The organism is Polynucleobacter sp. (genome assembly GCF_040400325.1).
Classification (GTDB): domain Bacteria; phylum Pseudomonadota; class Gammaproteobacteria; order Burkholderiales; family Burkholderiaceae; genus Polynucleobacter.
The window spans coordinates 1-21,776 of the sequence record NZ_JBBAQK010000010.1 but is presented as its reverse complement, the minus strand read 5'-3'; the positions used below and the strand labels follow the sequence as shown (position 1 = coordinate 21,776).

16 protein-coding genes and 1 tRNA gene are annotated in these 21,776 nt (G+C 44.7%); 13 read left to right on the top strand and 4 right to left on the bottom strand.

Annotation, left to right across the window (positions count from 1 at the left end; genetic code table 11):
- Positions 1-150: 150 nt before the first annotated feature.
- Positions 151-1,548, bottom strand: coding sequence for a coniferyl aldehyde dehydrogenase (locus ABWP14_RS08455; protein ID WP_353202530.1), 1,398 nt, complete (start codon positions 1,546-1,548; stop codon positions 151-153).
- A gap of 50 nt (positions 1,549-1,598) precedes the next feature.
- On the opposite strand from ABWP14_RS08455, the gene msrA reads away from it, so the two are divergent.
- On the top strand, positions 1,599-2,171 hold the full coding sequence (gene msrA / locus ABWP14_RS08450) for a peptide-methionine (S)-S-oxide reductase MsrA (protein ID WP_353202529.1): 573 nt from the start codon (positions 1,599-1,601) through the stop codon (positions 2,169-2,171).
- Here msrA and pdxH read toward each other — a convergent pair.
- The gene (gene pdxH / locus ABWP14_RS08445) at positions 2,168-2,803 is read right to left on the bottom strand and encodes a pyridoxamine 5'-phosphate oxidase (RefSeq protein WP_353202528.1); all 636 of its coding nucleotides are present in this window, start codon (positions 2,801-2,803) and stop codon (positions 2,168-2,170) included. The genes msrA and pdxH overlap by 4 nt on opposite strands.
- A gap of 22 nt (positions 2,804-2,825) precedes the next feature.
- On the opposite strand from pdxH, the gene ABWP14_RS08440 reads away from it, so the two are divergent.
- The 6 genes from ABWP14_RS08440 to ABWP14_RS08415 all read left to right on the top strand — a co-directional run bounded on the left by ABWP14_RS08440 (position 2,826) and on the right by ABWP14_RS08415 (position 10,719).
- Positions 2,826-3,578 carry a tRNA threonylcarbamoyladenosine dehydratase gene (locus ABWP14_RS08440; protein ID WP_353202527.1) on the top strand — a complete coding sequence of 251 codons (753 nt, stop codon included), beginning with the start codon at positions 2,826-2,828 and terminating at the stop codon, positions 3,576-3,578.
- Positions 3,579-3,801: 223 nt separating this feature from the next.
- A complete protein-coding gene (locus tag ABWP14_RS08435) occupies positions 3,802-5,184 on the top strand; it encodes an amino acid permease (protein WP_502930164.1) in 1,383 nt (460 codons plus the stop codon).
- Positions 5,185-5,196: 12 nt separating this feature from the next.
- Entirely contained in the window at positions 5,197-6,315 is a 1,119-nt protein-coding gene (ald, locus tag ABWP14_RS08430) for an alanine dehydrogenase (RefSeq protein ID WP_353202526.1), read from the top strand.
- Positions 6,316-6,427: 112 nt separating this feature from the next.
- Positions 6,428-7,003 carry a TMEM165/GDT1 family protein gene (locus ABWP14_RS08425; protein WP_353202596.1) on the top strand — a complete coding sequence of 192 codons (576 nt, stop codon included), beginning with the start codon at positions 6,428-6,430 and terminating at the stop codon, positions 7,001-7,003.
- 40 nt (positions 7,004-7,043) lie between these two features.
- Positions 7,044-9,653, top strand: a complete 2,610-nt coding sequence (gene pepN, locus ABWP14_RS08420; protein ID WP_353202525.1) for an aminopeptidase N — start codon at positions 7,044-7,046, stop codon at positions 9,651-9,653.
- Positions 9,654-9,720: 67 nt separating this feature from the next.
- On the top strand, positions 9,721-10,719 hold the full coding sequence (locus ABWP14_RS08415) for a class 1 fructose-bisphosphatase (RefSeq protein WP_502930163.1): 999 nt from the start codon (positions 9,721-9,723) through the stop codon (positions 10,717-10,719).
- 29 nt (positions 10,720-10,748) lie between these two features.
- Here the strand turns inward: ABWP14_RS08415 and cphA are convergent, their stop codons facing one another.
- Entirely contained in the window at positions 10,749-13,319 is a 2,571-nt protein-coding gene (gene cphA / locus ABWP14_RS08410) for a cyanophycin synthetase (protein ID WP_353202524.1), read from the bottom strand.
- On the bottom strand, positions 13,320-15,512 hold the full coding sequence (locus tag ABWP14_RS08405; protein ID WP_353202523.1) for a cyanophycin synthetase: 2,193 nt from the start codon (positions 15,510-15,512) through the stop codon (positions 13,320-13,322).
- Positions 15,513-15,713: 201 nt separating this feature from the next.
- On the opposite strand from ABWP14_RS08405, the gene ABWP14_RS08400 reads away from it, so the two are divergent.
- The 6 genes from ABWP14_RS08400 to ABWP14_RS08375 all read left to right on the top strand — a co-directional run.
- Complete coding sequence (locus ABWP14_RS08400) at positions 15,714-18,047, top strand: cyanophycin metabolism-associated ABC transporter (RefSeq protein ID WP_502930162.1); 2,334 nt, start codon at positions 15,714-15,716, stop codon at positions 18,045-18,047.
- Positions 18,048-18,049: 2 nt separating this feature from the next.
- A complete protein-coding gene (locus ABWP14_RS08395) occupies positions 18,050-18,511 on the top strand; it encodes a cyanophycin metabolism-associated DUF1854 family protein (RefSeq protein WP_353202522.1) in 462 nt (153 codons plus the stop codon).
- Positions 18,512-18,525: 14 nt separating this feature from the next.
- A tRNA-Thr gene (locus tag ABWP14_RS08390) sits at positions 18,526-18,601 on the top strand.
- 313 nt (positions 18,602-18,914) lie between these two features.
- Positions 18,915-19,913 carry a Bug family tripartite tricarboxylate transporter substrate binding protein gene (locus ABWP14_RS08385; protein WP_353202521.1) on the top strand — a complete coding sequence of 333 codons (999 nt, stop codon included), beginning with the start codon at positions 18,915-18,917 and terminating at the stop codon, positions 19,911-19,913.
- Positions 19,914-20,000: 87 nt separating this feature from the next.
- Positions 20,001-20,528: a tripartite tricarboxylate transporter TctB family protein gene (locus ABWP14_RS08380; protein ID WP_353202520.1), complete on the top strand. Its 528-nt coding sequence runs from the start codon at positions 20,001-20,003 to the stop codon at positions 20,526-20,528.
- A gap of 40 nt (positions 20,529-20,568) precedes the next feature.
- A partial coding sequence (locus ABWP14_RS08375; RefSeq protein ID WP_353202519.1) for a tripartite tricarboxylate transporter permease occupies positions 20,569-21,776 on the top strand: 1,208 nt, incomplete at its 3' end.

Sequence of the window (21,776 nt, the reverse complement as noted above, 5' to 3'; positions counted from 1 at the left end):
CGGCAGCGCGTTTTTTTAATTCTGTGTTTATGACTTCTAAACGTTACGCTGAAATATAGCTGGGGGGCGATGAAACAAATTGCTTAAAAAAGCCTCCTATTATGACAGTTTGGGGATGTGATTACAAGGGTTTTCCCCAGTTAATTGCAATTACTTCAGAAAGCGCAATAAACGTTCAACTGTTTTTCCATATGGTGGACGAGCTAGCTTGCTACCTTTCCATAGGTTTAAACCTAAAAAGCCTCTTACTTGCAAAACCGATTTGCGATGACTAAAGAGATCAAATCCTACTTTGCCATGATAAGCACCCATGCCACTTGCACCAGTGCCGCCAAAAGGTAATGACTCTACTGTGATGTGTAATAAAGTTTCATTAATCGTGACTCCGCCGGATCTTGTTTCGCTTAAGACCTTTTGCATATTCTTTTGGTCTTTACCAAACCAATAGAGCGCTAAAGGATGAGGTTTCTTGTTGATCAAGTCAATTGCAGCTTGAGTGTTAGCGATCGTCACAATCGGCAAAATAGGCCCAAAAATTTCTTCATGCAGGACGCGGGCCTCTGCTGGGATGTCAATCAGTGCTACTGGCTCAAACTTTCTGGCGCCAGTAGCAGGAGTCCTCAGTAAAGAAATTGCTTTTGCACCGCGATCGAGGGCATCAGCTACCAAGTGCTGCCAATGTTGTAGTTGTACGTCATCAATCGGTCCTGTCAATTCATCAGGGTTGGAAAATTGCTCTTGTGCTGCAGCTTTCAGTTCTTGGATAAACACATCTTGCTTGGATGGTTCAATGAGAAGGTAATCTGGGGCTATGCAGGTTTGTCCGCTATTAAGTAATTTGCCATAAACGATGCTTGCAGCTGCATCCTTAAGATTGGCTGTGGAGTCTATTATTGCAGGGGATTTGCCTCCAAGCTCAAGTGTGATGGGCGTAAGATGTTCAGCGGCTGATCGCATCACCTTTTTACCAATACTTTCATTGCCAGTAAAAAAGAGGTGATCAAAAGGCAGCGCTGCAAATTGTTCTGCTACTTCTGCGCCCCCAGTGGTAACGCAAAATTCTGTTGGGTGAAAATATTCCTGAATCAGATTGGACAAAAATCCCGAAGTGCGTAAACAACGTTCTGAGGGTTTAAGCCAGACGCGATTGCCGGCAGCAAAGGCGGCAATCGCTGGAACGAGTGCTAACTGCACTGGATAATTCCAAGGACTCATTATTCCGACTACGCCAAGTGCTTGGTTTTGAATCCATGCTTCTGAGGATCCAAGAGTGATAGGCGTATCCACTTGCTCGGGGCGCATCCATTCTTTAAGATGCTGACGAGTAAATTGACAGGCTTGGTAAATCATCTGAAATTCAGCTAGGCGGGTTTCAATCGGATGACGCACGCCAAAATCAGCAGAAACTGCCCTACAAATTTTATCTTCATTGGCCTGAATCATTTTTTCAATTCGGGCAATCCGTTCAAGCCGAATATCTAGAGATGGATTAGGTTCTGCGGCGAAGGCAGCTTTGATTTCGTCTAGTTGGAGAGAGAAGCGATTCATAAGGGGATTAAGAGTTGGCAGAATTTGGAATAAGGCATTAGGATAAAGCCATGAATGAAAACTTAAATAAAACCCCAGAGAATTTAGAGCGTGCCACCCTGGGTGGCGGGTGCTTTTGGTGTCTTGAAGCTGTTTACCAGCAAATTCAGGGTGTTCACTCAGTTGTCTCTGGCTATGCCGGGGGCGCTCGTCCTAACCCTAGTTATGAAGAGATTTGTACTGGAGCAACTGGCCATGCTGAAAGTGTGGATATCTTATTTGATCCCAAGATCGTTTCTTTTCGGGATTTGCTAGAGATTTTCTTTGTGATTCATGATCCTACGACCTTGAACTATCAGGGCAATGATCATGGCACTCAATATCGTTCGGTCATCTTTTCTCATAGTGATACGCAAATCCAGATAGCTCATGAGGTGGTAAAGGAACTTCAGGATTCAAAAATTTATTCTGCGCCAGTGGTAACGCAGATTGATGCGGCCCCTATTATTTATCCAGCAGAAGAGTATCACCAGAATTATTTCCAGCAGCATCCAAATCAAGGTTACTGCATGGCAGTCGTAGCACCTAAACTCGCAAAATTTAGAGCCAAATTTAAAGCGCTCATTGCTGCTCGTTATGCTTAGGGTGCTAAGCGCTCAATCTTCCAGTTTGCCCCATCAAGCTTGTAATGAATGCGGTCATGAAGTCTGGATGGTCGACCCTGCCAGAACTCAATTTCCGTAGGTTGCAGGCGATATCCACCCCAATATTCAGGGCGCGGTGGTGCGTCACCAAATTCTGCTTGGTAACGTTTTTCAGCCTGCTCTAAAAACTCGCGGCTAGGAATAGCAGAGCTTTGAGGGGAGGCCCAGGCACCTATTCTGGAGGCGGCTGGACGGGAATGAAAATATTCATCGCTTTCAGCCGCGCTAACCCGCTCCACGAGACCTTTAATGCGCACTTGACGCTCTAGCTCATGCCAATGAAATAGGAGGGCAGCTTGGGGGCGAATTGCTAAATCACGCCCTTTTTGACTCTCGTAATTGGTAAAGAAGGTAAAGCCGCTCTGATCAGCTCCTTTTAGTAAGACAATACGTGCTGATGGATTGCCTACTTGGTCCGCAGTAGCTAAGGTCATGGAGTTAGGTTCAGGACACTGTGCTTTCACAGCTTGGTCAAACCAAAGCTGAAAGAGCAGCAATGGATTGTGCGGAACCTCAGTTTCAGAAAGCTGACCAAAGGTATAGTTTTTGCGAAGTTGAGCAATGGAGTCCATTTGTTCAGTATAAAGAGAAGCTATGGCAGAAGACAAGGTTGAAGACAGTTTAGAAAGTCGGCGTTTTGGAGGGGTTTCCAGACTCTATGGTTCAGAGCTACGTGCGCGCTTTCAGCAAGCTACTGTAGTAGTTGCTGGCTTAGGTGGAGTTGGTTCCTGGGCAGCGGAAGCTTTAGCTCGGACAGGTATTGGGCATTTGGTTTTGGTTGATTTTGATCATATTGCTGAGAGCAATACCAATCGCCAATTGCATGCCTTAGAGGGTCAGTATGGCAAAGCCAAGGTTCAGGCTATGGGCGAACGCATGATGCAAATTAATCCAGAAATTCAATTAACGATCTGTGATGAATTTTTAGAGCCAGGTAAGCTTGATGCAGTAGTTCCTGAAAATGCATTGGTTTTAGACGCCACCGATTCAGTGCAGACAAAAATTGCATTAGTGATTTGGGCTACTCAACATAATCGTTCTTTAGTGATGTGCGGTGCCGCTGGGGGTAAGACTGATCCCACCTCAGTACGTTGCGATGATCTTTCGCGAACTGAGCAAGACGCTTTGTTGGCAAAAGTTCGCCAAGGTTTGAGACAAGATCATGGTTTCTCTAGAAATCTGAAAAAGAAGATAGGAGTGCGTGCGATTTACTCGCATGAACCAAGAGCTGGCGCTTCTAGCGGAGGATTGGCTTGTTCTGGCTATGGCTCTACTGTGATGGTTACTGCAGCGTGTGGCTTTGCAGCTGCGGCAGAGATTTTAAATCTGATCGCTATTCAGCCTTAAATCCTTAAGGGGAATCCCTGTAGGAAGTTACGTATTCTTTTGCAGTCTATTACAAAATATTTCACAACTGGGCCTTTGTGAATAAGGAAAATCCTTTTTTTAGTGTTTACTTTTATTTAATTAGTCACTTTAGTTATTTTTAAGCTCTAGTACTTACGCAAACTCCTCCCTAGACTTTGCTTCGTTGGTAAATCGCCAATGACAAATCGAAAGGAGGTCTCTTTTGCAGACTCAACATACCGGCTTAAAACGCCATCTGAAAGTAAGACACATTCGTTTGATGGCTTTAGGCTCAACGATTGGTGTCGGCTTGTTTTTAGGATCAGCAAGTGCGATCAAAATTGCAGGACCCTCGATTCTTTTGGGCTACTTATTAGCAGGAATGGTTGCCTTCATTGTGCTTCGCAGCTTAGGTGAAATGGCGGTGCATGAGCCTGTAGCCGGTTCATTTGCAGCGTATGCCAATAATTATGTAGGACCACTGGCTGGTTATATGGTCGGATGGGGTTATTGGACCTACTGGATTGTGGTGGGTATCGCAGAGGTGACTGCTGTGGGAATCTATATGGGCATTTGGTTCCCAGAAACTCCGCAATGGATTTGGGCACTCTCATCCATTGTTCTGATGGGCTTGATTAATCTCATAGCGGTCAAAGTTTTTGGCGAATTTGAGTTTTGGTTTGCCTTAATCAAGGTAGTGGCCATTGTTGCCATGATTGCTTTGGGCGGTTCTGTCATCCTCTTTGGCTTTACCAATGATTGGCAACCAATTGGTTTAAGTAATCTTTGGCAGCACGGAGGGTTTTTTCCAAATGGCATCAGTGGCATGTTGCTTTCATTACAAATGGTCTTATTTGCTTATGTTGGTATTGAGATGATTGGTTTGTCAGCTGGTGAAGCGGAAAACCCACGTAAAACTATTCCAATGGCTATCGATTCTTTGGCTTGGCGTATTTTGATTTTTTACATGGGCGCCATTCTAGTCATTCTTGCGATCTTTCCATGGAATGAAGTGGGACAGCAGGGCAGTCCTTTTGTAGTGATGTTTGAGCGCATTGGCTTGCGAGAAGCTGCAGGACTCATCAATTTTGTCGTCATTACAGCGGCACTTTCATCTTGTAATGCTGGAATCTTTAGTGGTGGTAGGTTGCTTTATGCACTTTCGGTCAATGGTTATGCCCCCGCACCCTTTGCAAAGCTATCCAAGTATGCTGTCCCCCACCGCGCGGTAATAGGGACAGTCGCAGTCTCTATGACCGGTGTTGTGCTTAATTACTTTGTGCCCGATAAAGCCTTTCAATACATCATGGCCGCGGTGACTTTTGTTGGATTGATGGTTTGGATCGCAATCCTATACACACAAATGAAATTTCGCTGCTCATTAACTAAGGCTCAAGTAGCAGAGCTCAGCTATCGGACGCCTTGGTGGCCCTATTCTTCGTGGTTTGCTCTGGCATTTATTGTTTTAGTAATCGTATTAATGGGCTTTCATGAGGATGCACGGATCGCTTTGGTATTAGGTCCGTGTTTATTGGGTATTTATCTAGCGATGTTTTACATCGTGGGACTACACCGGAAAACAAAAAACAACCATGAATTTAAATAATAGGAAATTAACATGATTATTGGCGTACCTCAAGAAGTAAAAAATAATGAGTTTCGAGTGGGCTTAACCCCAGGAAATGTCAGTGGGCTGTGTAAACAAGGACACTCTGTATTGCTACAGCGTGGTGCAGGTGAGCAAATTGGACTGAGCGATGAGTCTTATCGAATTGCCGGAGCCACCTTAGTCAATAGTGCTGCTGAGGTATTTCACAAAGCTGAAATGATTGTGAAAGTCAAAGAGCCTCAGTCGCAGGAATGCGCGATGCTTAGGGAGGACCAAATCCTATTTACTTACCTGCATTTGGCTCCAGATCCAAAGCAAACAAAAGCCTTACTAGATTCGGGGGCGACTTGTATTGCATATGAAACAGTCACCTCTATTCATGGTGCCTTACCTTTACTTGCTCCGATGAGCGAAGTTGCAGGACGCATGTCGATACAGGCAGCTGCCACTCATCTAGAAAAGACTAATGGTGGTCTTGGTGTACTTATGGCTGGTGTGCCAGGGGTATCAGCCGCGAAGATTGTGATTCTAGGTGGCGGTGTAGTAGGCCGAAATGCTTTACAAATGGCAGTGGGCATGGGGGCTGATGTATGTATCTTTGATCGAGATATTGAACGTCTGCGACAAATTGACTTGCTCTATGGAAATCGGGTACGAACTTTTTACTCCGATCATTTGTTAATTGAGCAAGAGGTATCTGAGGCAGATGTGGTGATTGGCGCAGTACTATTGCCCGGCGCTGCAGCCCCTCAATTAGTAAAGCGAGAAACAGTAAAGAAAATGAAAGCAGGCGCTGTTGTAGTCGATGTGGCAATCGATCAAGGTGGCTGCTTTGAAACCTCTAAGCCAACCACTCATGCTGATCCCACCTTTGTGTTAGATGGGGTAGTTCATTACTGTGTAGCAAATATGCCTGGTGCTGTAGCAAGGACTTCTACATTTGCCTTAACGAATGCAACCTATCCATTTGTAGAGGCTTTGGCGAACCGAGGTGTCATGAAGGCCTTATCGATCGACCTGCATTTGCGCAACGGTCTTAATGTGCACAAAGGGTTTTTAACTTCTCAGCCAGTAGCACAGGCACAAAAATTAGACTTTGTGTTGGCTGAGGAGTTTTTTGCCGCTTAGAGAGCGATTTGCTGTAATAGTAAAAAAGGCGGACTTTTTAGGAGATCCGCCTTTTTATTTTGGCGGGGGAAATTGTGGCCTAATAGATCCGATATATGAAGAAACTCAATTGATGGATTATTCGGCTTTATTTCTCTCTACTGGTGTGGTTGCTTTAGCTGAAATGGGGGATAAGACACAACTCTTATCCTTAATGTTGGCAGCACGATATCCCAAGCAGGCCTTGGCAATTATTGTCGGCATCTTTATTGCAACCCTTGCAAACCATGCTTGCGCTGCCTTACTGGGCCATTGGTTAACAACCATCTTATCTCCTGATGTCATGCGTTGGATATTAGGGCTGAGTTTCTTGGGAATTGGCTTGTGGCTATTAGTGCCTGATCATATCGACGATGCTGCTGGTACAAAGGTGGCTGATAGAGCCTTACAAGTTTTTCTTCTGACTACCGGACTATTTTTTTTGGCGGAGATGGGGGATAAGACCCAAATTGCAACGATTGCATTGGGCGCCCGTTATGCAGATGCTTTTTCTGTGACTTTAGGCACTACATTGGGGATGATGCTAGCCAATGCCCCAGCAGTCTGGATTGGTCAAAAATTCACTACACGTATGCCGATTAAATGGGTGCATGCGGTTGCAGCAGCCACCTTCATTGCTATTGGTATAGCCACTCTGGTTTGGTTTTAGGAAATCTACCAGATTTCAGGACAAGACTTAAAATGAATTCATGAAAACTGATTTAGCGCAGAGCTTTCAAAGACTCGAATATCATCCCCCCGTTTACACCTTTGATCGGGTAGAACTCGACATTGCCCTAGATCCTGCTCGTACGATTATAAAAAGTCGTATCGAGGTCTTGCCAGGAAAAAGCTTTAAGCCTGGAGCACCTTTGGTCTTGGTTGGCCATGAGCTTGAGTTCGTTAGTCTGCGAATTAATGGAGTACCGCACCGTCAATTTGAGCTAACACCAGAAACTCTTACCATTCAAGCCTTACCAAATGAAGGTAAAGAGAAATTCATAGTCGAAATTATCTGTGTGTGCGTTCCTGAGAAAAATACAAGCTTAATGGGCTTATATGTTTCAAATGGAAACTTTTTTACCCAATGCGAGGCAGAGGGATTTAGAAAAATTACTTATTTCTTAGATCGCCCCGATGTGATGGCGAAATATCATGTGACGTTACGCGCACGCGAAGCACAATATACAGTCTTGTTGTCGAATGGTAATTTATTAAAAACAGAAAAACTGCCTAATGGTTGGCACAGCGCAACTTGGGAAGATCCGTTTCCAAAGCCATCCTATTTATTTGCCCTAGTAGCAGGTAAATTGGAGTGTATTGAGGAAACAATCATTAGCAGTAGTGGGGCTAAAAAGCTTTTACAGATCTGGGTTGAGCCACACGATCTTCCAAAGACTCGACACGCAATGGATTCTTTAATTGCATCGATTCATTGGGATGAGAAACGCTTTGGCTTGGAATTAGATCTTGAGCGCTTCATGATTGTTGCCGTGAGTGATTTCAATATGGGAGCAATGGAGAATAAGGGTTTAAATATCTTTAATACTAAATTTATATTAGCCCAGCCTGAAACTGCGACCGACGCAGACTTCGCTAATATTGAGAGTGTTGTTGCTCATGAGTATTTCCATAACTGGACTGGTAATCGTGTCACTTGTCAGGATTGGTTTCAGCTATCCCTAAAAGAGGGCTTAACGGTTTTTCGAGATCAAGAATTTTCTGCTGATCAAATGGGTGGTGATTCTGGTAGAGCTGTTAAGCGTATCGAGGATGTGAGGTTATTGCGTCAATTACAATTTCCTGAAGATGCGGGCCCAATGGCCCATCCAATCCGGCCTAATGAATATCAAGAAATTAATAATTTCTATACTGTTACGGTCTACGAAAAGGGTTCGGAAGTAGTGCGGATGTATCAAACCCTGTTAGGTAGGGATGGTTTTCGTAAAGGGATGGATCTGTATTTCAAGCGCCACGATGGGCAGGCAGTCACCTGCGATGACTTCTTGGCTGCGATGACTGATGCAAATGGAAAAGATCTCAGTCAGTTCCAAAATTGGTATAGCCAAGCAGGAACCCCTCGTGTCAAAGTTGAAGAGCGATATGACGCCGATAAAAAACAATTTCATCTGACCTTGACGCAAAGTTGCGCACCGAGTCCTGGCCAGCCAGATAAACAAGCTTTTCATATTCCCTTGAAAATGCGCTTACTCACAGCTGCTAATGATCAAGCAGAAATATTGCTGGAATTAACCCAAAGAACACAGTCTTGGACGTTTGACGGAATTTCATCACGCCCTGTGTTATCAATCAATCGAGATTTTTCTGCCCCAATACAGCTTGATTTTGAACAAAGCGAAGCCGACTTGTTAGCTTTATTCTCGGGCGATGATGATCCTTTTAATCGCTGGGAGGCTGGTCAAAAATTAGCCATGCAAATGATTTTGAATCGTCGTTTGCCAGATGAAAAGTTAATCGAGGCCTATCGCAATCTCTTACTTGATCCTCATTTAGATCCTGCATTTAAAGAACTGGCCTTAACACACCCTGCAGAAACCTATCTTTATGAGCAGTGTAGTAGCGTAGACCCTCAGCAGATTTTCGCTGCGCGCCGTGCTTTCCGCAGAGAAATTGCTAAGCAATTACAGCTTGAGTGGGCTGCCTTGTATCAACAAATGCAGACTCCTGGACCATTTAAGCCTGATGCAGTGAGTGCTGGTAAGAGAGCGCTTAAAAACTTAGCCTTGAATATGTTGCTTGAGGCGGATGGTGCTATATGGACGCCAATGGCGGTTAATCAATATCGCGTTGCTGACAATATGACAGATCGCTATGCAGCTTTGGCTGCAATGGTAATTCATGGTTCTAAAGCGGCCGATGAATGTTTAACTGACTTCTATGGCCGCTTCGTGAATGATGCATTAGTGATCGATAAATGGTTTGCTTTACAGTCAGCGCGACCACCAGTAGATGGGCTAGAGACTACTTTGAGTGATGTGAAGCGTTTACGCGAGCATCCCGCATTTAAGCTCAATAATCCAAATCGAGTACGCAGTGTGATTCATGCATTTTGCTCAAATAACCCGGCCAGTTTTCACCAGGCAGATGGTAGTGGCTACGAATTTTGGGCTGACAGCATTTTGGCTTTGGACCCAATGAATCCTCAGATTGCAGCCCGTCTGGCCAGAGCGCTAGACCGTTGGCGTTTATTTGCCCAGCCCTATCAAAATCAGATGAAAGCGGCTTTGGAGAGGGTTTCAGTATCCGAGACCCTGTCGCCAGATCTACGTGAAGTAGTGGGTAAAGCACTGCGAAACTAGAGACTCTTCAGAACAAGGCAAAATAGAGCCTAAAGATTATTTTGGTATCCCAAACGGAGAGTTAGCCTTGACCTCAAGAAATAGTATCCATTTCAAGCAATATTTAGAAACTGCTAAACCTAAAGGTGCCAGTGTCCCCGCAGATCTTCAAGATCTTTTAATTGCGGTAGTGAATACCTGCTCAAGCTTAAGTCATGAGGTTGCACAAGGAGCATTAATTGGTTTACTGGGATCTGCAGGTACTGATAATGTTCAGGGTGAAGTTCAGCAAAAGCTCGATATCATCGCCAATGATCTATTAATTGATGGAGTGCAGACCTGTAAATCACTTGCAGGTCTAGCATCTGAAGAAATGGAATTACCGCTATCCGTTCAAGGTACTGGCGATTACTTACTTTTATTTGATCCGCTCGATGGTTCATCCAATATCGATGTCAATGTATCAATTGGTACGATTTTTTCTGTGCTGCAAAAGCAGGATCCAACAGCGCCACTACAAACAAGTGATTTCTTATTATCAGGACGTCATCAGGTTTCTGCAGGCTATGTGGTCTATGGCCCCCAAACAACTATGGCCTTAACTTTAGGTGATGGTGTGGTGATGTTTACTTTAAATAAAGTGACAGGCGAGTTTTTGCTGATTAAGGATGCCGTTACCATTGCGCACTCCACTAAAGAATTTTCAATCAATATGTCTAATATGCGTCATTGGGCAGATCCAGTTCGTCGTTATGTAGACGAATGTTTAGCTGGTACCAGTGGCGTGCGCGGTAAGGATTTCAATATGCGCTGGATTGCTTCGATGGTGGCAGATGTTCATCGTGTGCTCTCTCGAGGCGGTGTCTTTATGTATCCTTGGGATCAGCGCGAACCTCATAAACCTGGCAAGCTGCGCTTAATGTACGAAGCTAATCCCATGAGTTTCTTAGTTGAACAGGCGGGTGGTGCATCAACCAACGGTACTGAATTAATTATGGATATTCAACCAACTGATTTGCATGAGCGAGTATCAGTGATGTTGGGTTCTAAAGAGGAAATTGACCGGCTCCAGCATTACCATTCTTAGTCGGAGCTTTTAATCCAACCTAATCACTATTAGGGTCTGACTTGATTCTTAAGATAGGCAAGTGATTCTTCTACTTGATCAATTAAAATGAGACATATATCTCCTGCCGAGAGATCATTTAATGCAGTATCTATGGCAACAAATTCACCATGAATTTCTTTGATGTTTTTTGCTTTGCGTGCTCCTACAAGACCTTCTTGTAGGAGTTTCAAAACTTCACCATCTTCTCGACCCCGTTGGCAAGCATCTTGATACAGAATGACATTGTCAAATGAGTTACCCAATATGCGTGTCAGGTCGCGAATATCCTCATCACGACGATCGCCTGCGCCGCTAATGACGACATGGCTTGTGTTAGGTTTCATCGCTTCAATTGCACTTGCTAAAGCGCGCATCGCATCAGGATTGTGTCCGTAATCTGCAATCACGGTAGCGCCCTTGTGCTGGAATTGATTAAAGCGTCCCGGTACGGAATTAGCTGTGCTTTCAAAGCTATGAAGACCGCAGGCTATCTTTTCAGCCTCTAAGCCCATAGCCCAAGCTGCTCCGATGGCAGCCATTGCATTTTCTATCTGGAAGCCTAAGACACCATTTTGAGTTAACGGAATTTCGCTTACTGGGAAGCGATACATCACACGCGAGCCCTTCGACGCAATAATATAAGTGCCATCAAAGTAAATTACTTTTTTCTTCTTAGCACGATGCGCGGCAATAACGGGGTGATGCTGATTTTGCGCAAAGAAAATAACACGACCAGAACATTGATCTCCCATTTTGACCACAATCGGATCAGCAGCATTTAAAACAGCGGCTCCTGTAGGAGATACATTTTGAACAATGACACGTTTGAGAATAGCTAAATCTTCAACACTAGCAATGTAGTTTAGGCCCAAGTGATCACCTTCACCAATATTGGTGACAACAGCCACTTCACAGCGATCAAAACCAAGACCCTCACGTAACATGCCGCCACGGGCAGTTTCTAATACAGCAGCATCTACGTCTGGATGCATCAAAACATTGCGAGCACTTTTGGGGCCACTACAATCACCAGTATCAATCAGGCGATGATTGATATAAACGCCATCAGTAGTAGTCATACCAACACGCAGGCCGGTTTCATTGAGTAAGTGTGCAATGAGGCGAACGGTAGTCGTTTTACCGTTAGTGCCAGTAATCGCCACAACAGGAATGCGCCCATCTTCGCCTAGCGGGAACATCATATTGATGATGTCTTCACCAACGGGACGACTCTTACCATATGAAGGTTTTAAATGCATGCGCAGACCAGGTGCAGCATTGATTTCCACAATGCCACCACCTTGCTGCTCAAGTGGTTTGTAAATCGCTTCACACAAGATATCAACACCCGCAACATCTAAACCAATCATCTGAGCAGCGGCAATTGCGCTTGCTGCAACATCAGGATGGACATCATCGGTGACATCAGTTGCTGTTCCACCAGTACTGAGATTGGCGTTATTGCGCAGTAGTACGCGCTCACCAGTTTTAGGAACATATTGAGGAGTGAATCCTGAGTTAGCAAGGTGGGCTAGAGCAATGTCATCAAATTGAATTTTGGTGAGTGCTGTAGCGTGACCATCACCACGTAATGGATTTTTATTCTCTATTTCAACAAGCTGTGCAATGGTATGAGTTCCATCTCCAACAACTTGTGCCGGCTCACGTCGAGCTGCAGCAGAAAGACGATTGCCTACTACCAATAAACGGTAGTCAGCACCCTGAAGATAGCGTTCTACGATCGTTTCACGGCCAAAGGCTTGGGTTACTAAAAACCCTGCGCGAACTTTCTCTTCAGTGTGAATGTTAGCGACAACACCTTTCCCCTGATTACCATCTTTTGGTTTAAGCACAATCGGACCGCCAATTTTTTGTGCAGCACGCCAGGCATCATCTGCATTGGTCACCACCTCACCAATAGGAACAGATACTCCAACTGCAGCCAGTAAATTCTTAGTGAGATCTTTATCTTGAGCAATGGCTTCGGCAATCGCGCTGGTATCGCTAGTCTCTGCTGCTTGAATGCGCTTTTGTTTGCTACCCCAGCCAAATTGCACCATGCTGCCTTCAGTCATGCGGCGATAGGGAATATTGCGTTGTACTGCTGCGTCCACAATCGATCCTGTACTAGGACCAAGTCGGACGTCTTCATATAAGGCCTCTAATTCAGAAAGGGCAGCAGCTAAGTCAAACGGAGCATCGTTCAGTGTCGCTTGAATCAGTGCAAAACTAAAGTCAAAGGCCATACGACCAACCACTTCTTCAATATATTCCACCACGACTTGATAAACACCAACATCAACAGTTTGTACAGTACGACTAAAGGTCACTGGACATCCAGCTTGTGCTTGCAACCCAAGGGCTGCATGTTCTAGAGCATGTGCCAGTGATAGCACTTCGTTATGGCCACCACGACGCATGCTGCCAAGCTGTGGGAAGCGTTCTCGTATTTTGTTTTCAAACTGAGGAATAGAGTCAATCGAGCGTTCAGCATCCTCGCAAGAGACGATTGCCTCTAAGGTAGTATGGCGACTCCATAGATTCGGGCCGCGCAACATACGGATACGGGTGATTTCCAATTAAGCCCCTGTTGCAGTGTGTGTGTCAGTGACGAATGTTTCGACACCTGCTTCAATAACATTGAATGGTATATCAAGCGCCCAAGCAGCGGCAATCGAGGCACCCAAATTCATGGCTTTCCAAGGAGAGGCTGCATCAGGCTCAGAGTAGGGGGGTACAGGAATACTCTTTTGATCAAGTTTTCCTGAGCGCAGGGTAATTTGTTGCTTACCAACCAATACTGCACGCCCACCTTTTTGCAGATGAGTATTGACTGCCTCAGACTGAGGATTTTCAGTGAAGAAGATAATCTCACCATCACACAGCTCTGCCATTGGAACTACCATCGGATCATCAGCATTTAACACGCCAACACCAGTGGGCAATACGACATCAATTTGTGTTCTGACAATGCTATAAATCTGGTCCTCATCGTAAATAGCATATTGCGGAAAGTTGGCTTTAGGGTCTATGTTGAGAACAACACCCACTTGGCAACGATCATAAGCTAGACCCTCAATTAACATGGACAGGTGGTTATTCTCAATCACTACTGCCTCAACTGCACGATTGAGTAATGTCCGACGAGCATTTTCCCAATTCGATGTATTGGTATTGGGAACAGCGCGGGAGCCAAAATACAAACCTTTGCTGCAAGAAAGGCCAACATAAAGATTGCTTAGGCGCAAAAAATGCGCAATCATTTCAGCAACTGGCGTTTTACCTTTCTCGCCACAAATGCCCACCACAGGAACGCGATAGTCCACGCCGGGCGGGAAGAGGTGATTTGCAATCTCTTGACCAACGGGCTGAGCTTTGCCACTGGCTGGTTTTAAATGGAATATTAAACTCGGCCCCGCGTTGACTTCAACAATCGCTGCATTTTGTTCTGCGAGTGGTTTACTAATGTCTTGCGCAACCAGATCGATACCAGCAATTTCTAAACCTACTACACGTGCAGCAAGTACAACTTGACTAGTAACATCTGGGTGCACTAAGTCGGTGACATCAAAGGCTACATTTCCATTGCTTTGGATGAGCGCCTTCTGATCTACAGGAGGAATACTCTCGCCAGTCAGTTTTTGTCGTGCAAGTTCAAGCTCAACTGCCGAATCTATGCGTACAGGATTTAAAGGGTGCTCTTCAGATGTTCCGCGACGTGGATCCGAATTAATTTGAATTTTGATTAATTCCAAAATAGTATGTTTGCCATCGCCAGTAATCCAAACAGTTTCACCTTTAGCTGCTGCAACCAATTTATTACCAACGACTAATAAACGATGTTCGTCGCCAACAATATGGCGCTCTACCAGAACTTCACTACCCTCATCAATTGCAACCGCATAGGCTGATTCAATTTCTTTTTGGGTGTAAAGATTAATGAATACACCACGTCCATGATTGCCATCGATTGGTTTGACTACCACCGGAAGCCCAATTTCCTGTGCGGCTTCCCAAGCGTCTTCTGGACTGGTAACCATTCTTCCTTCAGGGGTTGGAACACCAGCGCTAGCTAGTAGGCTCTTAGTGAGATCTTTGTCTCTAGAGATAGTTTCAGCGATTGCGCTGGTTTGATCGGTTTCAGCAGTCCAAATACGGCGCTGTTTTGCACCGTAACCTAACTGGACTAAATTGCCCGCTGAAAGACGAATAGAAGGAATACCGCGTTCTTCAGCCGCATTGACAATGCAAGCAGTGCTCGGTCCTAGTAATAAATCATCACTAAGATCACGCAAATTTTCAACAATCTCTTTTACTTCGCTAACAGGATCTTTAGTATCTTGAGCTAATACAAGATAGAGGTCGCGAGCATATTTGAGGGCAGTTAGAGTGACTTCCTCATTATTAGCGCTGACCATCACTTTGTAGACGCCACGACGGTCTCCATCACGTGCTTTACCAAAGCCCCCCGGGATGCCAGCTAGATTTTGCAGTTCCAAGGTTAGATGTTCGAGTATGTGTCCTGGCCATGTGCCTTCTTCAACACGCTTCAGAAAGCCACCGGCTTCACCATAGCTGCAGCGATGTTCTTGCAGACTTGGAAGTGCATTAACCAAGCGATCATAGAAGCCGGGAATGAGGTTGGATGGGTAATCTTCTAGATCACCGATATCGATCCAAACCTCGATGACTGGATAGTAGGTCCACATATTGGGACCCCTCAAATGCTTAACGCTCAGAATCTCTATCGATTTGTCTAGTAATTGGGGCATGTAAGGTATTGCGAGGGTCAGCGCCTTAGTTGGCGGGGACGCATCAGACAGTCTCTCAGTTTCTAGTTGTTATTGAAAATCCACAAAAGCAGCAAAAATACATAAATAAGACATCTTTCATAATTTAACGGCTTTCACGCCTCTAAAGTTGACAGAAGGAATAAATCTAAAAAACCCAGCTCCACTATACTTTTAGAGTCAATGAAGCCAGAAATCTTACCTTTTGCTCCTATATTGCCTAATTACTGGCAAATAGCATTGGGAGCAATGGAGGCCCCAGTTCCTGACCTTGAAGCAGCGCTCGCCTGGGTCGAGCTGGATTTGGATGCAGAACTCCGTTTTGAAAAAAGCTTACTCCTATTGACTGAGAAGGCCTTAGTCTGGACTGATGGAGTCCAGCTAGAGAATTGGCCTTTAAGCCAAGGCGAGCGCCTCGTTCACGGCGATCATGCTGGTGTGGGGCAATTAAAGTTTGAGTTAGCTGAGCGTTTGCTGAGAGTCTGGCATTTCACCTTAGCAGTGAACCCACAAGTTTTGCGGCTTCAGTCCAACTTTAGGCAATTGACTCGATTTCATCAGGAAGATCAACAGGAACTTAGCCAATACGATAAGCAAGTTTGTCCAGTTTGTTTAAGTCCAAAACCTGCTAACTCAGATGCGTGTCCAACATGTGATCCTGAGGTTGATGTTCCTGCTTCTACTTGGACCTTATTTAAGTTATGGCGTTTTGCGCGTCCGTATAAAAAACAACTACTGCTTGGCCTTGTCTTGACGTTTTTATCAACTGGCGCCACGCTCATACCCCCTTATCTCACCATGCCGTTAATGGATCACGTACTAATTCCTTATGAGCGCGGTAATCCGATTGATTTTCATTTAGCGAGCTTGTATCTCTTTGCCTTATTTGGCGCGGCGATCGTTGCATGGGGTTTGGGTTGGTGGAAAACCTATTTGTTGGCATTGGTTAGTGAGCGCATTGGTGCAGACCTTCGCAATACGACTTTTGAGCATTTACTTAAGCTTTCATTAGAGTACTTCGGTGGCAAGCGAACTGGTGATTTGATTGCACGAATTGGTGCTGAGACTGATCGTATCTGCATCTTCCTTTCGCTCTATGCATTAGATTTTGTGACAGATGTATTAATGATTACGATGACAGCCGCAATTTTGTTTTCAATTGATCCGCTCTTAGCTTTGGTCACCTTAGCGCCTTTGCCGTTTATTATTTGGATGATTCATGTGGTGCGTGATAAATTGCGTTATGGCTTTGAAAAAATCGATCGCATTTGGTCTGAGGTAACGAATATCTTGGCTGATACGATTCCAGGCATTCGAGTAGTGAAGGCATTCGCACAGGAAGATCGCGAACTAAAACGTTTTGTTGATTCTAATCAACACAATCTTCAAATTAATGATCGGGTGAATCGTGTCTGGGGTTTGTTCTCTCCTACAGTGACGCTCTTGACAGAGACTGGTTTATTGGTTGTTTGGGGATTCGGTATATGGCAAGTAGCTCATCAAAAAGTAACTGTTGGTGTCTTGATTGCCTTCCTTGCTTATATTGGCCGTTTTTATGTGCGCTTAGATTCCATGAGTCGAATTGTTTCGCATACTCAAAAAGCTGCAGCAGGGGCCAAACGTATTTTTGACATCTTGGACCACGTCTCTAGTGTTCCCGAGCCAATTAATCCTGCTCCTCTAGGGGAAGTAAAAGGGCGTATCTCAATGCGCAGCGTAGGATTTCGTTATGGCAACCGGGCCGTTACCAAAGGTATTGATCTCAATATCGCTCCGGGTGAGATGATTGGCTTAGTCGGCCATAGCGGATCAGGCAAGAGTACTGTGGTGAACTTAATTTGTCGTTTTTACGATGTAAGCTCTGGATCGATATCGCTAGATGGGCGTGACATTCGCAGTATCGGTATTGCCGATTACCGCAAATGCATTGGTTTGGTATTACAAGAGCCATTTTTATTCTTTGGCACAATTGCCGAAAATATTGCCTATGGCAAATCTGATGCAAGCCGTGAGGAAATTATTGAAGCAGCGCGTGCTGCTCATGCGCATGAATTTATTCTGAGGCTTCCCTTAGGTTATGACTCTTTGGTAGGTGAGCGTGGTCAATCTCTATCGGGTGGCGAGCGTCAGCGGATCTCCATTGCACGCGCGCTGTTGATTAATCCAAGTATTTTGATTCTGGATGAGGCAACTTCATCGGTTGACACTACGACCGAGAAAGAAATTCAACGAGCACTAGATAATCTGGTGAAAGGTCGAACTACGATTGCGATTGCTCATCGGCTTTCTACTTTAAGAAAAGCAGATCGCTTGGTCGTTTTAGATAAAGGCGAGATTGTCGAGATTGGTTCACATGAACAACTGATGGACGCTCAGGGCGCTTACTACACGCTGTATCAAGCCCAATTGCGTCATGCTGCAGAGTTAGTGGAGGGCGGAGCTATTGGTGAAAGTCTTGAAGAGCGTAGAGAAGAAAGATTGGAAGTGCTTGCTAAAAATATTGGAGGAGGCGTATGAACATGCCTCATCAACTTGAGCAGGATTCATTAGGTAGGTTGGTGTTTGTGGACAGTAATGGCTCTCGCCATATTGGAGTTCATCCAGTAAGAGCTTTTCCAATTACCGCGCCAGGCGTTGGGATCGGAATAATGGATCAGTCTGGTAAAGAGCTTTTTTGGTATCCAAATGTAAAGCACATCACAGAGGCTGAGCTAGGATTAATTGAAGAAGAGCTTGCAGCACGCGAATTTATGCCAGTGATTATAAAGATTACGCAGGTATCTACTTTTGCAACACCCAGTATTTGGGATATTGAAACTGATCGTGGACCCACACGCATTCGCCTCAAAGGTGAGGAGGATATTCGGAGAATTGCAGGTAATACATTACTCATTGCGGATTCCAATGGGATGCAGTTCTTGATCAAAGATGCCACTCAGTTGGATAAAGTGAGTAAAAAACTGTTAGACCGTTTCCGCTAGAATTCATTTAAGTCGCCGCTTTAGCTCAGTTGGTAGAGCAGTTCATTCGTAATGAAAAGGTCGCCAGTTCGATTCCGGCAAGCGGCACCACTGTTATCTAGGGTAAACCCTCAACATTGTTTACGATCATTAATGGCGCTCTCTTCATAAACCCATTTATTTGAATATGATCATTTTCTTTGCATGAAATACTCTCCCCAGCCAAAGATGTAAGTACACTATCAATTACCTTTGGCTTGATTTATGGGGGTTTGTACTAAATTGTACGAACCCATGAGAAGTGATTTTGAAATTATTGATGTCAGTCAAGTGCTACTTGTGCATCTTGTTTAAAAATCATCTTCACATTAGATAAGCCAAATTTAAATTGGTAAACCATTTTTGGAGGCACATGTTTATGAAGATGAAGTTAAAAGGAGCATTGTTATCTACCGCCTTAGCTCTCGGCGTAACTGGAGTGTCCCCTGCATTTGCAGCTTGGGAGCCCACTAAACCAGTTGAGTTCATTATTCCTGCCGGTCCCGGAGGCGGTGCTGATCAAATGGCACGCATGATTCAGGGAATCGTCACTAAAAATAATCTGATGAAGCAATCCATCATCCCTGTCAATAAGGGTGCTGGCGCGGGTGCAGAAGGCTTCTTAGCAATTAAAGAAGCCAAGGGAGATCCTAATAAGATCATCATCACTTTGTCTAACTTGTTCACTACTCCGCTGGCCACTGGTGTTCCATTTAACTGGAAAGACATTACTCCAGTAGCCATGTTGGCTTTGGATCAGTTCGTGTTGTGGACTAATGCTGACAAGCCGTACAAGAATGCTAAAGAATATATCGATGCCGCTAAAGCAGCCGGTCCAGGTAAATTCAAAATGGCTGGTACTGGTTCTAAGCAGGAAGACCAAATCATTACTGTTGCCCTTGAAAAAGCAACGGGCGCTAAATTCACATACATTCCTTTTAAAGGGGGTGGCGATGTTGCTGTTCAGCTCGTAGGTAATCACGTTGATTCTACTGTTAATAACCCAATTGAAGCGGTTGCTCAATGGCGTGCTGGTAAGTTGCGTGCCCAGTGTGTATTTGACGACGAACGCATGCCTTACAAAGAGAAGATCACTCCTACTCAGTCTTGGAACGATGTTCCAACCTGTAAAGAAGTGGGCGTCCCAACTGACTATGTGATGTTGCGCGGTATTTTCATGGCCCCTGGCGTGACTCAAGAGCAGGTCGATTTTTACATTGACTTGTTCAAAAAGGTGCGTGCTACACCTGAATGGAAGAAGTTCATGGCTGACGGTGCATTCAACCAATCATTCATGACTGGTAAAGAGTATCTGAATTGGTTAACTTTAAATGAAGTACTGCATAAACAACTGATGGCAGAGGCTGGATTCTTAGCCAAGTAAACAGTAGGCGATTAAATAGGGCCTCCAAATGGAGGTCCTATTTTTTAAGTAAGTGTATTAATTAACTTCTATAAATAAATAAAGCAAATGTCTGAACATTCAAACAATTCAAACCAAGATTCTGTCATCAGCGTGAGAGCGATGGATATTATTACCTCCATTCTGTTTCTGGTATTTAGTTTAGTGGTGATGATTGGTAGCGTAAAGCTAGGTGCTAGCTGGGGAAGTGATGGTCCTGAAGCTGGTTACTTCCCTTTCTATATTAGTTTGATCATCCTGCTCTCTAGTACGGTGACTTTATATCAAGCTGCAATCGTGAATAAGAAAAAGAAAACAGAATCGTTTGTTGATAAAGAGCCCTTTAAGCAGGTGATGGCAGTATTGTTCCCAGCCATCGTATTTGTTCTGGGTGTGCAATTGATTGGTATTTATGTTTCTTCAGCCCTCTACATTGCAATCTTTATGGTGTGGTTAGGAAAGTACTCAATTTGGAAGGCGGTTGCCGTATCTATTGGCGTGAGTGCAGCCCTTTACCTGATGTTCGAGTTCTGGTTCCAAGTTCCATTGCCACATGGCTCATGGATTAATCCACTCGAGTTTATCGGTGTGAACTAAAAAATAAAATTAAAAAAGATTAGAAAAGAAGGAGTCCAAGTTGGAAGAAATTAATGCCCTATTCGGTGGCTTTGCCGTTGCGATGACACCCTTTAATTTATTGTTGATGATTGTTGGTGTAACACTAGGTATCATCATCGGCGTTCTCCCAGGTCTTGGTGGTGCAAATGGTATTGCGATTCTGTTGCCATTAACTTTCACAATGCCACCGACTTCGGCCATCATCATGCTCTCTTGTATCTACTGGGGCGCTTTATTTGGCGGTGCGATTACATCGATTCTCTTTAATATCCCAGGTGAACCCTGGTCAGTTGCGACCACCTTTGACGGCTATCCAATGGCGCGTAATGGTAAAGCAGGTGAAGCATTAACTGCCGCATTCACCTCATCTTTCGTTGGTGCTTTCTTCGCGATTGTGATGATTACCTTCTTGGCCCCTCTAGTGGCTAAGTTTGCACTACAGTTTGGGCCCCCGGAATTTTTCTCAGTCTATCTACTGACCTTCTGTAGTTTTGTGGGTATGAATAAAGGATCGCCATTTAAGACGATCTCTGCCATGATGCTCGGTTTTGCCTTGGCAACCGTTGGAATGGATACGGTTACTGGTCAATTACGTTTAACTTTTGGTAATCCAGAGTTAATGCGTGGTTTTGATTTCTTGATCGCAGTGATCGGTTTGTTTGGTATTGGTGAGATTCTTCTTTCAATGGAAGAGGGCTTAGCATTCAAAGGGGCTGCAGCGAAGATTCGCGCTAAGGTAGTTTGGGAAACTTGGAAGCTGTTGCCAAAATACTGGGCTACTTCATTACGTAGCTGCTTGATTGGTTGCTGGATGGGTATTACTCCAGGGGGCGCTACTCCAGCTTCATTTATGGCGTACGGCGTAGCAAAGCGTGTATCCAAAGACGGTGATAATTTTGGCACCGGTAAAATGGAAGGTATTGTTGCTCCAGAAACCGCAGCGCATGCCGCAGGTACAGCTGCATTGTTGCCGATGCTATCTTTAGGTATCCCAGGTTCACCAACCGCTGCGGTTTTGCTTGGTGGTTTGTTGATCTGGGGCTTGCAACCAGGACCACTTCTCTTCGTTGAGAAGCCTGACTTTGTTTGGGGCTTGATCGCTAGTATGTATCTCGGTAACTTGGCTGGCTTATTCGTAGTGTTAACTTGCGTGCCGCTCTTCGCTTCGATCTTGAGAATTCCGTTCTCCATCATTGCGCCAGTCATCATCGTGATTTGTGCGGTAGG